This is a genomic window from Psychrobacter sp. LV10R520-6 (assembly GCF_900182925.1).
In the GTDB taxonomy this organism is placed as follows: domain Bacteria; phylum Pseudomonadota; class Gammaproteobacteria; order Pseudomonadales; family Moraxellaceae; genus Psychrobacter.
The window spans coordinates 1,441,466-1,453,907 of record NZ_LT900024.1 but is presented as its reverse complement, the minus strand read 5'-3'; the positions used below and the strand labels follow the sequence as shown (position 1 = coordinate 1,453,907).

Annotated in this window: 10 protein-coding genes and 1 tRNA gene; 7 read left to right on the top strand and 4 right to left on the bottom strand. The window is 40.3% G+C overall.

Translation table 11 applies throughout. The features are described from left to right. Positions 1-61 precede the first annotated feature (61 nt). Together U1P77_RS06065 and U1P77_RS06060 are read left to right on the top strand one after the other, a co-directional pair. Positions 62-2,047, top strand: a complete 1,986-nt coding sequence (locus U1P77_RS06065) for a hypothetical protein (protein WP_321156457.1) — start codon at positions 62-64, stop codon at positions 2,045-2,047. Beyond that, positions 2,044-3,618 carry a hypothetical protein gene (locus U1P77_RS06060; RefSeq protein ID WP_321156456.1) on the top strand — a complete coding sequence of 525 codons (1,575 nt, stop codon included), beginning with the start codon at positions 2,044-2,046 and terminating at the stop codon, positions 3,616-3,618. Before U1P77_RS06065 ends, U1P77_RS06060 begins: the two co-directional genes overlap by 4 nt. Before the next feature lie 76 nt (positions 3,619-3,694). Here the strand turns inward: U1P77_RS06060 and U1P77_RS06055 are convergent, their stop codons facing one another. From U1P77_RS06055 to U1P77_RS06040, 4 genes are all read right to left on the bottom strand, one after another. Beyond that, positions 3,695-4,396 carry a tyrosine-type recombinase/integrase gene (locus U1P77_RS06055; RefSeq protein WP_321156455.1) on the bottom strand — a complete coding sequence of 234 codons (702 nt, stop codon included), beginning with the start codon at positions 4,394-4,396 and terminating at the stop codon, positions 3,695-3,697. Next, entirely contained in the window at positions 4,393-5,052 is a 660-nt protein-coding gene (locus U1P77_RS06050) for a tyrosine-type recombinase/integrase (RefSeq protein ID WP_321156454.1), read from the bottom strand. Before U1P77_RS06050 ends, U1P77_RS06055 begins: the two co-directional genes overlap by 4 nt. Positions 5,053-5,217: 165 nt before the next feature. Beyond that, positions 5,218-5,304: transfer RNA gene (locus U1P77_RS06045), tRNA-Leu, on the bottom strand. Between the two features lie 127 nt (positions 5,305-5,431). Then, positions 5,432-6,205, bottom strand: coding sequence for a ferredoxin--NADP reductase (locus U1P77_RS06040; RefSeq protein WP_321156453.1), 774 nt, complete (start codon positions 6,203-6,205; stop codon positions 5,432-5,434). 492 nt (positions 6,206-6,697) lie between these two features. Here U1P77_RS06040 and tsaA point away from each other — a divergent pair, with 492 nt between their 5' ends. The 5 genes from tsaA to U1P77_RS06015 all read left to right on the top strand — a co-directional run bounded on the left by tsaA (position 6,698) and on the right by U1P77_RS06015 (position 12,439). After that, positions 6,698-7,606, top strand: coding sequence for a tRNA (N6-threonylcarbamoyladenosine(37)-N6)-methyltransferase TrmO (gene tsaA / locus U1P77_RS06035; protein WP_321156452.1), 909 nt, complete (start codon positions 6,698-6,700; stop codon positions 7,604-7,606). A gap of 131 nt (positions 7,607-7,737) precedes the next feature. Further along, on the top strand, positions 7,738-9,525 hold the full coding sequence (locus tag U1P77_RS06030) for a type IV pilus assembly ATPase TfpB (protein ID WP_321156451.1): 1,788 nt from the start codon (positions 7,738-7,740) through the stop codon (positions 9,523-9,525). Positions 9,526-9,682: 157 nt separating this feature from the next. Beyond that, positions 9,683-10,471, top strand: a complete 789-nt coding sequence (locus tag U1P77_RS06025; protein ID WP_201557737.1) for a TatD family hydrolase — start codon at positions 9,683-9,685, stop codon at positions 10,469-10,471. Between the two features lie 209 nt (positions 10,472-10,680). After that, the gene (locus U1P77_RS06020; RefSeq protein WP_321156450.1) at positions 10,681-11,364 is read left to right on the top strand and encodes a TetR/AcrR family transcriptional regulator; all 684 of its coding nucleotides are present in this window, start codon (positions 10,681-10,683) and stop codon (positions 11,362-11,364) included. Positions 11,365-11,719: 355 nt separating this feature from the next. Beyond that, positions 11,720-12,439, top strand: coding sequence for a prepilin-type N-terminal cleavage/methylation domain-containing protein (locus U1P77_RS06015; protein WP_414479070.1), 720 nt, complete (start codon positions 11,720-11,722; stop codon positions 12,437-12,439). The last annotated feature ends 3 nt before the right edge of the window (positions 12,440-12,442 follow it).

The window sequence follows — 12,442 nt, the reverse complement described above, 5'->3', positions numbered from 1 at the left end:
TTACCAAGTATTTCGAATATTTAATTAAGTAAAAATCAAACTAATAAAATAAGGTAATAAAATGCAGGATATAAACGAGTTTTTACGTGATAAATTAAATAGTCTAGGCGGAAATATATACGTAGCTCCAGAAATACCTAAAAAGAAAATTGATAATGCCATTAAAGAGTTTGATTTTGATGCTGATGTGAATAGTATTGTAGCTATTTATGATAATTCTTTACTAGGTAACGTAAAAGATGGACTGTTATTTGTAGGTAGTGGATTTTATATAAAAAATAAAGATTCAGTTAAGAAGGTCGATTTTTCGCAAATCAAGAAAGTCAGTTTAAGTCAGGAAGATTCTATAATCATCATGCTGAATAATGAAGATTTTATAAGCATGCCTAGAATTGTAAGCAGTAAGTTTTCGGCTAGTGGGTTTGTAGAAGTAATAAATGAAGTCATCAGTAATTTCGATAGTTTTGAAGATGCGCATCAGAATGTAGCAATCGAAAATATGGATGAAGATTTAAAAATAGCCTATATGAGTATCATGGTTAGAATGACACTTGATGATGACGGTATTATTGACGAAAAGGAAATTTCTGAGCTTTTACTTTTAATGACAAGGTTGAAGTTAAAATCAGAGTCTAGAAATAAAGTTAGAGCTAGCATAGCTTACCCTGAGGAAGTACTAGCTGTTGAAGACTTACTCAAAGTTATTGAGACTAAAGCCCCTGCGGGACAATTAAGAAACCTACATATATCTTTGTACAAGGACTTAGTTAATATACATTCTAGTTCTAAAGAAAAATTTAACGACCAATTTAGATTTCTTAATAATATATTACCAAAAATAAATATTACAGAGGAAGATAAAGGGATTGTCAAACAAGCTATATTAAATGATAGGGCAGTGCTAGATGATGAAACAACTGACTCAGAAATAATCGAGAATATGAAAAAGCTTAGCATGAATGCTGCTGCTGTTGGAACACCACTAGCAGCTATATATATATCAGGTTCAGTAATGGGTCTTTCCGCAGCTGGTATAACCTCAGGCTTAGCTACTCTAGGTATGGGTGGGCTTCTAGGTATGTCAGGTATGGTGACTGGTATTGGAGTTATCGTACTACTTGGAGTGGGTACCTATCATGGTTTAAGGAAAATGACAGGAACAGATGTAATTGCAAAGCATGAAAAACGGAGGTTGATGTTAAATGAAATCATTAAGCAAAACCAGGAGGCACTTTCTTTATTGATGAATGATATAAATGGTATTGTCACTCAGCTAAATGATGCTATAAAAAACAACTATAATAATGAAGACAATATTGCCAAGCTAGTCGGAATGTTAAAGACAATGTCTAGAGGTGGTAAAGCTTTAGGCGACATTAAAGATAATGTTCAAAGTCAAGTATATAAAAGCAAATGTCCAACAATACTTGATCTGGCTAAGCTTAATGACCTGACCATTTCACCTTCCATGCAACAACACAAAGTATTCATATTAGAATACTATTATCAAACTACTGCTAAGAAAAAAGTTAAGGATAATGAGGGTAATGAATCATTTGAAGCGGTTGAAGTACTTACTTTGAAAAAAGAAATAAATGTTGATCATGCAGAAGAGTTAATGCAGGTCTTTGATATTATCGGCTACTTTAATACTTCGGATGTATTATCTGCTAAAACTCGTTCAGGAGCTACAAAGCTTAAAGGTGTGTTTACGAGTTACAAAGAAAAATATGATAGTAATGAGCACTCTGAGAGCGATGACTCAGACAATTTGAATACAGATTCATCAAGTAAAAACAACTCATTTGAGGGGATAGAAGAGGATAGAGATTATAAGCAGTTAGAAAATAATAATTCTGATACTCTATCGCTTCAAAAACATAATTTTGAAGCGAGTATTGATGAGGTAGATGAAAAGCTACCTAAAAACCAAGAAGAAAGCTCTATTCTTTCTAAAGAAGCTAAAGATAAGATTCATGAATCTGCTGAAAAAACTAAAAAATCAGTGGAAAAAACAAGATCGATGCTTAAAGGTTTCTTCAAATGACCCAGAAGTTCTTGGATACGACTCAGCAAGCAAATGTGATGCTAGTTCAGAAGCATCTTACTGAAAAGTCAGAAACTAAAATTGGTGAGGTATCAAATGAGCTAGCTAAATTGAAATCAAGCCAAGACGAAGTAGCTGATTTGATAAGTGAAGCTTACTCTCTCTTAGATCATGTTGAAGATACAGATAGCGAAGAATTTATGACTCTCTCAGAAGAGTTCTTTGCTGATTTTGATGAAGAGTTCTATTTTATTGATAATGAGGGTTATATATTAGAAGATAAGCCAAAAAAATATCATCAAATTGGACAACTCGAAACTATTGATTACGACTCTAACAAAAACTTGGATGATGTTTATTCCGTGTATGAACAATATGCATTGAAAAATGATATTGACTTATCTGATGATCCGTTCAAAAAACTGATGTCCGACTCTCAAAGAGTTGAGTTTGAGCAGATGGTAAAGCAAGATTTTACCTATCAAAAAGCTCAATGTGACAAGTATGATTACATGCTTGCGGTAACGTCAGGAGTAGTATCGGGAATTATAGATATTTGTTTTGTATCTTTTAATCTCGGTAGTGTCGGTAAGAATAATAATGTAAACGTTATAGATAACAGTCCTCTCACAAAATCAGCAGATAATCTTGTAGATCAAGCAGTCATAAAATTCGCTAAATTAGTAGGCTGGGAAGGTTCAAGAGATGGTAAAGATACAATACAGAGTGCAATTGGATTTCTAGAAAAAAAGTATAGAATAAATTATGATCATAGACACACTGCAGACGTTGGTTCATTATTTGACATGAATACCAAAAACCATCACATTATGAGCTTGGGGCATTCACCTGATTTAATAGGTCTATTTTTCTCTATATTAGATCAGTTCACTAATAAAGCTCATTTCATTGCTTCTGGAAAATTGGTTTCAATTGATTCGGAATTTAAGCTAAGTGGCAGTAATTTTATTGCTAAAATATTTTGTGGTTTTGCTAATTGGTTAGGCCATTTATTCTCTGATATAGCAGGTTCATCTGGAACTAGAGGACAGTCTCCCGAAAAAAGGGGTAGCGGCATCCCTATACCTTTTTACTCATTACTTCAGTTATTAGATTTTGGGAAGTTCAACGTTAATGACAAGGATAAGGGTAGTTTTGCTGAAGCTTGTGTGATGGCATTTCAAAAAGGGTACGATGCCAGACATGGTCTTGCAATGGCAGTTCCTGTTTTGATATGTGAACTTTTGACAAGGCTTATGTATCTTGTTAAACAAAAGTTTTATCATAAGAAGAGTTGGACGGATGCATTGCCTTCTACAAAACATCCTGAGATGGTTAGAATGTTACTTATATCTCATGGGACATTATCATTAATTGATGCTGGACATGCTGCATTGAAGTCAGGCGGTAATTTAGTAACTTTCATTATGCAATCTAACGTAGTTGCTTACGCAAGATTTGGATCAATTGCTCTCAAAGAAATAAAAAACTGGTATTACGTTGGTAAAGTAAGCTCTGAAAAGGTAGAAAGTTATCTTGATGAAGAATACGAAAGAATGTTAGCCAGTTAAGCAAATAATCTAAAAATAGCCTTTTACTTAATAATGTATCTTTCAATTTTCGTTGATATTTATACTTCAGATAGGATTAAACCCTATCTCTCAGCATATCCAATACCTTGTCCTCTCCCAGCTGAGCAATCAAATCTTGTAGCTGGGCATTAGCACCAGACTTGGTTTGCGCATCCGCTCTAAACTCTGCTGTATCTTTACCTTCTCTCAGTGCATCTAAGTAGTCTGCCCACTTTTGCATCATCTCAGCTCTGTCATCAATGTAATCAAATCGCCCGTAAGCACCTCCATTAGGATCTTTGGTAGTATGACCCAATGCCATCTCAACAAGCACAAGAGAGTACTTTAACTGCTCTTGCAGTATGGTCTTTGCTGTAGCTCTAAAGCCATGTGCACAATGTATATTTTGATAGCCCAATTTATGTAGCTGGTTATTAGCGGTAGCGTCTGAGATGATATGATGTTTTTTTGCCGTTTGGCTAAAAAAGACATATTCTGTATGTCCGTTAATGTTCTGCTGATCAAGTAGAATTGCAACTGCCTGAAGAGGGAGGGGAACAACCATATCTCTGACCATGTTTACCTTGCCTTGCCCTTTTAAGGGCTTTAACTGCCACCTGCCAGCCTTTAAATCTAAATCAGCCCATCTCATCCTTCGAAGATCACCATTACGCACAAAGAGCAGTGCCAATAGCCTAAGGGAATTAATCGTATTCAGATCACCTTCTAGGGTCTCGATATCACGCAGTAGTTTAGCCAAGTCTTTAGGCTTAGTCACAGCAGGGCGGTGTCCGTAGCTAGACTTGGCCAATTGGCTTTTAATGATGAAGCAGGGTTGGTGCTGCAAAATCCTCGAGCACTAGCATAGATGAATACATCACTCGCGATACCTGCACAGCGTTCAGATTTGTCTGTAGGCTTACCGTCTTTATTTAAAGACTTAGCTTGAATGTCTAGCAGTACTTCAAGCATTTTAGGTGATCCAATCTCGCTAATAGGCTCATTGCCAATATAAGAGCAGATAAGCTCTAAGCGACCTTTCTTACGAATTAACGTATTACCTTTTTGAGTTTGTTCAAGACCATCAAAGTACTCCCATGCAAAATGATTAAAAGAGTTTTTATTTTTACTAATAATACTTTTCTTTAAATCTTCACGATGGATTTTAGGGTCAATACCTTTGCTTAAAAAATCTTCATATTCCCGCCAAACTTCACAGGCACGAGCATATGAGATACTTGGATATATACCGATAGAAATAATACTTTGTTTAGGGTTGGAAGGCGGGTAGTAGCGATACATCCATGACTTCGTCTCAGTAGGACGTATCATTAGGAAAAGTTTAGGATGATTTTTGACAGGGACAAAATATTTTACTAATTCAGGCTTGTGACTGCTGATACTACGGTCGGAACTGATCGCTTTCCTATCCATGATCCTAGATCTCCATGAGCACACTCAAAGTTCAGTATACTTGACAGTATACTCAGAATGCAGGGATTAGGATAGATCCATAGGACAGTATAGGATGTCAGATACAACAAAGCCCCTGATATCAGGGGCTTTAGCGGCTCTATAAGATAGTATAGAACTAGGTATTGGTACCGGTGGTCGGACTTGAACCGACACGCTTTTAAAGGCAACGGATTTTGAATCCGTCATGTCTACCAATTCCATCACACCGGCGTGTTAGGTAATAATGCTGTTGCTGCTGAACATTATTGAATTGGGCTACAGGGTTAAGCTGTATAGGCTGCATATTATAACAGCCTAATTTTGAAGGTCAAGAATTATTTATTATAATTACCTTTTTCTAACCAACAAAAGCACGTTCGACCACATAGTCCGCTTGTACACCCATACGCGGTGAGACTGTCAGCCCAAAGTCATCTAAAATCTCTGACACCTCGGCATTGAAAGGCATACTACCGCAGATCAAGACGCGGTCATCGTCTTTATTAATCGGTGGCAAGCCAATATCTTCAAAGAACTTGCCAGACTTCATTAAGTCGGTAATACGACCGGTATTTCTGAAGTCTTCGCGAGTAACAGTAGGATAGTAAATGAATTTTTCACGGAACTCTTCACCGAAGATTTCATCATTTGGTAATTCGTTTTCGAACATATCACGATATGCCAAATCATCGATAGAACGCACGCCATGGACTAAAATTATTTTTTCAAAGCGCTCATATACTTCAGGATCACGCGCTAATGCCAGAAATGGTGCAAGCCCTGTGCCTGTTGACAGCATATATAGGTGTTTACCGGGTAATAAGTCATCTAATACTAAGGTACCCGTTGGTTTTTTACTGACCAATAACTCGTCGCCGACTTTGACATGTTGCAGGCGTGAGGTTAATGGGCCATCAGAAACTTTGATAGAAAGAAACTCTAAGTGTTCTTCATAGTTAGGACTGGCAATCGAGTAAGCGCGCAACAGTGGTCTGCCATCAACGATGATACCGATCATCGCAAACTCGCCATTACGAAAGCGTAAGCCGTCGTCACGCGTGGTTTTTATACTAAATAGAGCGTCATTCCAGTGATGAACCTCTGTGACCGTTTCGGTGCGAAGTTTTGACATAAAGTCCTCGTTGATTGGTTGCTGTCTGCGGCAGTAGGTTTAAATGAGTATTAAATTAAGCGTTAGCATTAAGTTGATTTTCTATAATGTTGAATGTTTACAATGATGTATTCAAGTCTTTAGGCGAGTACTATTAAGCGAAGCTCTAAAACGGTATGCAAATTCAAAAGATGGTTCAAGACACCAATCTAAAACACCGATAGTGCTATGCGTTAACTAAGCTTGTTATAAAGGTATAAGTAGCTATTTTAACATTATTCTGGTGCTATATAAGGTCGTAGTAATGCCTGTAAAGTCAAAGCAGCGTGCCCTACAGTATAAATGCAAGTTATTCTCAATAAATATCTTCACTCATAATAACAAACTTTAAAATAAAAATCCGCTAAGCAAGGCATCCGTAGCATGATAAAATGGAATATCGTTAGCGAATAATTTCGTATCTTTCTAATGACCTTTTTTGTATAGAGCGTTTATTGTTTTGGGAGTTGGTTTATGCCTGATCACTTTGAAACTAGTAATTTTGAAACGGGTCACTTTGAAACTAGTCAGCTGAAAACCAGCCATGTTGCGCCCATCATTGGCTATCATCGAGCGCCATTATCACAGAAGTTTGGTGCGCCAAGGCAGCCGAATTTGGTGGCGCTGAGCAGTGTGATTGAGATGATTGCGCCTTATGATACGCCAGCGGCATTTGTGGGATTAGAAGCATTTAGCCATATTTGGATCAGTTGGCAGTTTCATCACAACTATTTAACCAAATCAAACCATGTTAACAAAGCCAAGCCTTCAGATGAAAGCGATGGTAATACGAATTTTCGCGCGCAAGTACGACCGCCAAGGCTGGGTGGCAATCAAAAAATAGGCGTGTTTGCCAGTCGCAGTATGTATCGTCCTTCCGCTTTAGGACTGTCAGTGGTGAAGCTTGAGCGTATTGAAGTATTAGAGGGACGTGTGCTATTAATGATCAGTGGCGCTGATATGATTGATGGCACACCAATTATCGATATTAAGCCTTATGTCGCTTATAGTGATGCTCATATTAACGCTGAGAGTGGATTTGCACCAATAGCACCAGCGCCATTAACCGTGGTAATGACTGAGCTGGCACGAGAACAGTTTGGAGAAATTGTTTGTGGAGAAATTGTTAGCTCAGGGTATTTTACTGAGAGTAGTAGCAAAAAACACACTACTGTGGCAACCGTTATAGATAAGATACAGCAGCAGCTGATAGACTCTGATATTGAGCCTATTAAAGCTTTGATCGCCCAAGATCCACGGCCTGCTTATCGCCGTAATGAATTGCATAGTATTTTTATCATGCGCTATAAGTCCGTTGATGTGAGTTTTCAATCGATAGAAGAAGGCCATTTACAGATAATAGCGGTTAAACTTGCTGTGTGACTGCGTCACGCCAGAGGCTACTAAAATTTCTCCCAGCCATACTGTTGTGTCTGTTTTAAAGTGGCTCAACTATAGAATAGCGCGTTTTAATAAACCTTTCGCTACTTATTTAATAATAAAAGAAGAAGAATATGTCGGTTCCGAAGTTCTCGCTAGTGGTTGATCTGCGCTGGTGTCTCGATGAGTTATTGGCAGATAAGGTGATTGATCAGCGTGATTACAATCTGGTGGTAACCAGTCGCCGTGATAAAGCGCAACATCCGCTGCTGACGGTTAGCGAGTTTGGTTTGGCCAATGGTCATGCTCTTGATCAGGAGCGTGACCATAAGCTGACGCTGGCATGGTTGAATCAATGGTTAGCCGCAAAGGCCGAGATGTCACTCGTGCGTATCGACCCGCTAAAAGTTGACGTGCCAGCGGTAACGCAAATCATGTCGTTTGAGTACGCCCGCTCGCAACATATATTACCGATAGAAGTCACTAATGATGAGGTGGTGATTGGTACAGATCAACCCTTTTATAGCGATTGGCACTCTAATATAGAAAAGATTATCAAATCTAAAACTTTCCGTACGGTCTATATCAATCCTGAGCAGATTAATCGTTATCGCCAAGAGTTCTATCAAGTAACTCAAGCGATTGCGGGCGCAAATTCTGTTCATAAACGGGCTGCTGCTGATGTCACGAATGTCGAAGCATTATTACAGCTTGGTGATAATACCAATCCCGATGCCAATGATCAGCATATTGTCAAAGTCGTTGATTGGCTGCTGCAATATGCCTTTGAGCAGCGTGCCAGTGATATTCACCTTGAGCCGCGCCGTGAGACCGGAAAGGTGCGCTTTCGCATTGATGGGGTGCTGCATACGGTCTATGAGATGCCGCTAGCCATTATAGTGGCAGTAACGGCACGGATTAAAATCTTAGGGCGACTCAATGTTGCTGAAAAGCGCAAACCGCAAGATGGCCGCTTAAAAACGCGGACCCCAAAAGGGACGGAAACCGAACTGCGTTTGTCTACTTTGCCCACTGCTTTTGGTGAGAAATTAGTCATGCGGGTGTTTGATCCTGAAGTCTTAGTGCGTACCTTTGCCCAGCTTGGCTTATCTGGTAAACAGTTAGAAACGTGGAATGAGCTAACAGCCCATCCTAATGGTATTATTCTGGTCACCGGTCCGACGGGTTCAGGTAAAACCACTACCTTATATAGCACATTAAAGCAGCTGGCGACCGAGCAAGTGAATGTCTGTACTATCGAAGATCCTATCGAGATGATTGAGCCCGCCTTTAATCAGATGCAGGTTAATGCGGGGGTTGATCTGCACTTTGCCGATGGTATTCGCTCATTAATGCGCCAAGATCCCGATATTATTATGGTAGGTGAGATTCGTGATGCTGAAACCGCAAATATGGCCGTACAAGCGTCATTAACGGGGCATTTGGTGCTATCAACCTTGCACACGAATGATGCGCCAAGCTCGATAACGCGCTTACATGACTTGGGTATCCAGCCGTTTTTGACCTCAGCTACTATATTGGGCGTGATGGCCCAGCGGCTACTGCGAACGCTATGCCCGCACTGTAAGCAAGCGCAGACCGTGACTGCTGATAGTGAGGTTGCTATTCAATGGCAGGAATTGGTACAGCCTTGGCGCGCGCCGTTGCCTACGCAAATCTATAGCGCACAGGGCTGTGAGCACTGTCGCCATACCGGTTATCAAGGGCGCATTGGTTTATATGAGATTATGCCATTATCCAATGAGCTTAAGAAACTGGTGGCAGCAGATTCGAATTTAGATGTTATCAAACAACAAGCGTACCGCGAAGGCGTACAGCCATTACGCTTATCTGGCGCAAAACGTATTAGCGAAGGCGTGACAACGCTTGAGGAAGTGATGCGAGTGGTACCGTTGCAGTAAGTGGTGGTCGAAAATAAATAAACGCTGTTCAACGCGTACTAATAGTAATGCTTAAGCCATGCCTATTGTCCTTGTCTTGAAAAACCTCACGACTAAGGCAATATCTATTCACTAAGAAGATTTTTTATTAATACATTTTTTATCGAAGAGATTATTTATGTTTACTGATAGCCATTGCCATCTTAACCGTTTAGATTTAACTCGCCACGATGGTGATTTAGCCGGCGCGATTGCCGCTATGAAAGACGCCAATGTCACGCGTGCGATGGCGATTATGTGTGACTTTGCAGAGTATGACGAGATTGCCAATATTGTTAGCACTTATGGTGATGAGACCCTGAATTTAGGCATGAGTGTGGGCATCCATCCTTGCGAAGATATCGCCGTATTGCAATCAGCGACTATAGAGCGTTTGGTTGAGACCGCTAATGCCGATCATGTATGGGCCATAGGGGAGACGGGGCTGGATTATTACTGGTCGACTGACAATAAGCACGAGCAACAAGCCAGCCTTGCGCGTCATGTTCATGCCAGCCAACAGCTAAAAAAACCAATTATCGTCCATACTCGTGAGGCCAAACACGACACGATTGATATCCTAAAAGCTGAAGGCGCTGAGCACGGCATTATTCATTGCTTTACTGAAGATTGGGAAACCGCCAAAAAAGCACTTGATTTGGGGTTTTATATCTCATTCTCAGGGATTGTGAGCTTTAAAAGCGCGCAAACCATACGTGACGCTGCGCAAAAAGTTCCTAGAGATAGACTGCTGATTGAAACGGATAGCCCTTATTTAGCACCCGTACCCAAACGTGGTAGGTCCAATGAGCCTGCCTATGTGCCGTACGTGGCAAGTTGTCTCGCAGATTTATATGGCTGTAGTGCTGAAGAAGTTGGTGCGCTGACTGCAAAAAACTTCGAAAATTTACTAGCACAGTATCACTAAAATCGTTATGCTATGACCAATCAGTCATTTGTTGAAATTACTTATTAAGCCGTTAACTATCCATAAGATACAGCCGAACGTAGCAACTTGTTTCAACCACTTCATGGCTACCTTGTAGTTATTTTATAGTCATTGTCAGCACACAGCTGAACGTACTATATATCGTACTGTGGTCATACGCTTAATTTTATTAGATTTTAGGAGAAAGCATGAGTCGTCAACACCAGTTCAAAGCACGAGAAGAGAATATCTTAGCGATGGCTGAGCAACTGTTACTGGAGTCGGGCGACGGTGACATCACTTTAGACAGTCTGGCAGACCAGCTTGATTTGGCCAAAGGTACGCTATATAAGCATTTCTCCAGCAAAGATGAGCTATATCTGCGTATTATTCTTCGTTATGAAGAGCAGTTGTTTGAGATCAATCGTATTGAAGATTGCCCATCGGCAGGAGTCGCCCGTATGATTTTTCAGCAGCTCTATAATCCGCAAAAAGCCATGCTACTGAACCAAATCGAAGAGCGCCTTGCTGCCTCGGTTACGGGTCTTAACCGCTTGTTCGGTGAGCTGTATGATATTCGTCGCCAGCGTATGAAGCGCTTGATTGACATTATTAGCGTTTATTTAAAAGATGAGCGCAGCAGTCTGAGCACCCGAGATTATTTGTCTTCCATTTGGGCTATGGGTCAGGGCGGTGCAGGACTATTGAACTCTAGTTTTTATCAGCGTTATTTAGGTCGCCGTGATACCTTACGTTATGCTTTTGTTCAGCAGATGTTAGAGTTACCCAGTCATTATCCTGCTGCTGATGAACAGGTCATGGATGAAGACATGCAAGAGTTGGTAGATCAGATTGAGACTGAGTCAGAAGAACATCGTAATGCTAACTATTAATAGCGTTTATTAGATTATCAAGGTTTCAAAAAGCCATGTGATAAAACATCAATGCCTAAGCGTTTAAATGAGTTTAAGTTCTTAAATTTTTAAAAATTTATCACATTTACTCATTGCTCTACATAATAATAGGGATAATATGCCGGTCACTGCTAAGACTAAGTTCAGCTCAGTGGCCGCTTGCCCTTTCTGTCTATTAACCAGCAAAAAAGTGCTTAGTCTAAATAATAACGCAGATATAAAAATTGGTATCTGTCATTGTTTTCCTTACTGTTATCAATTAAATCATTCTCAGTTAATTCACTCTCAATCAAATCATTCTAAGACAAATGGTTGTCAAACACCTCCTTCTGAGATACCGCCTTCTCAAAAATTACCTTCAATATTAATACCACCAACCGTATTTCGTTCACAGACTGGTTTTACCCTAGTTGAAATCGTAGTGGTGGTGGTGATTATATCTATATTTGCTGGCATGATAAGCTTATCGGTCGGCAGTAGTGAGTCCCGTAAAAACCGCGCCTTTTATGAGCATCTAACCGATTCGCTCAGCTATGTCCGTCTATTATCGGCTGAGCGTATGCAGCCGATGGGGCTAAGTTTACAAGCAGACAAGCGAGGCCAAGTGACACCCGTTATTGTCACATTATCAAACCCATATATCGCTTACCAAACGGTTGATAAACCAAGTAACGCGGATAGTACGCCCAAAAACGCCATGGAGCTTTCAGCAGATCTGTCCGGTATGTCTGGTTCTAATGGAGAGCAACCACCAACCCCAAGCTGGGATCTCGAACCTGATGTCACCTTGCCCGAACTGCCTGCTGGGGTTAGTCTGAGTATTCAAAGCTTAGAAGCTATTAATAACAGCAGCAATAGGAATAATGCAAATGGGGCAGTAGAGACGCGAGCCTTGCAGCCTTGGTTTACTACGCAAACGGTGCCGCAAGTATTATGGTTCGGAACGGGGCAGGCCACGCCAGTGACGATTGAGGTACGCCATCAGTCGCGCTTGGTTGGTGAGGTGATTACTATCATGCCTGATGGCAGTATGACGATAGGGCAAGGGTTATAACGA

Bases quoted from the DNA above. Each gene is read 5' to 3' on its own strand.
- U1P77_RS06060 (WP_321156456.1), top strand. From the start codon at position 2,044: ATGACCCAGAAGTTCTTGGATACGACTCAGCAAGCAAATGTGATGCTA.
- U1P77_RS06050 (WP_321156454.1), bottom strand. From the start codon at position 5,052: ATGGATAGGAAAGCGATCAGTTCCGACCGTAGTATCAGCAGTCACAAG.
- U1P77_RS06025 (WP_201557737.1), top strand. From the start codon at position 9,683: ATGTTTACTGATAGCCATTGCCATCTTAACCGTTTAGATTTAACTCGC.
- tsaA (WP_321156452.1), top strand. From the start codon at position 6,698: ATGCCTGATCACTTTGAAACTAGTAATTTTGAAACGGGTCACTTTGAA.
- U1P77_RS06020 (WP_321156450.1), top strand. From the start codon at position 10,681: ATGAGTCGTCAACACCAGTTCAAAGCACGAGAAGAGAATATCTTAGCG.
- U1P77_RS06065 (WP_321156457.1), top strand. From the start codon at position 62: ATGCAGGATATAAACGAGTTTTTACGTGATAAATTAAATAGTCTAGGC.
- U1P77_RS06040 (WP_321156453.1), bottom strand. From the start codon at position 6,205: ATGTCAAAACTTCGCACCGAAACGGTCACAGAGGTTCATCACTGGAAT.
- U1P77_RS06030 (WP_321156451.1), top strand. From the start codon at position 7,738: ATGTCGGTTCCGAAGTTCTCGCTAGTGGTTGATCTGCGCTGGTGTCTC.